General features: G+C 59.1%; 1 protein-coding gene. It reads right to left on the bottom strand.

From position 1 onward, the window contains the following. A partial coding sequence (locus HU764_RS27500) for an immunoglobulin-like domain-containing protein (protein WP_217835025.1) occupies window positions 1-523 on the bottom strand: 523 nt, incomplete at both ends.

The following is a 523-nucleotide window of genomic DNA, read 5'->3' on the forward strand; positions in this document are numbered from 1 at the left end:
TTTGATGGTGACGGTGGCGTTGTTGCTCAGCGTCACGACCAGGTCGTGAGCCAGCGCGGTGTTGATATGAACGGTGAAGGTCGGCTTCACGTTCTCAGCAACCGAAACCTGGTCAGCGGTGATGGTCACCTTGACCAGATCACCTTCGTTACCCGGCGTGCCTGGCTCGTCGGTGACGGCCGTGCTGACCGGCGTTTTGTCCAGAACCAGGTTCTCGAACTTGCCAACATCAGCGCCATCCACCGAAGCGATCGATTTGATCACTGGGTCGTTGGTACCGACGTAGACGTTGTCCGGGGCAGTCACGGTGGTGAAACCGGTAGTGCTATTGGCCGGGACCGTGATGACGGTGGTGCCATCACTCAGGGTGAAGGTCAACGCCGAGTGTTTGTCGATCGGCAGACCATCTTTGTTGGTCAGGGTGATGGTGTAGGTGATCGCGCCACCTTCGGTAACCGAAGGGGTAGCGGTCAGCTTGGCCACCACGTCGTCGGTGGTGTCGGTGACTTTGACCGAAGCGGCG

Origin of the sequence: Pseudomonas kermanshahensis (assembly GCF_014269205.2) — a bacterium.
Lineage (GTDB): Bacteria > Pseudomonadota > Gammaproteobacteria > Pseudomonadales > Pseudomonadaceae > Aquipseudomonas > Aquipseudomonas kermanshahensis.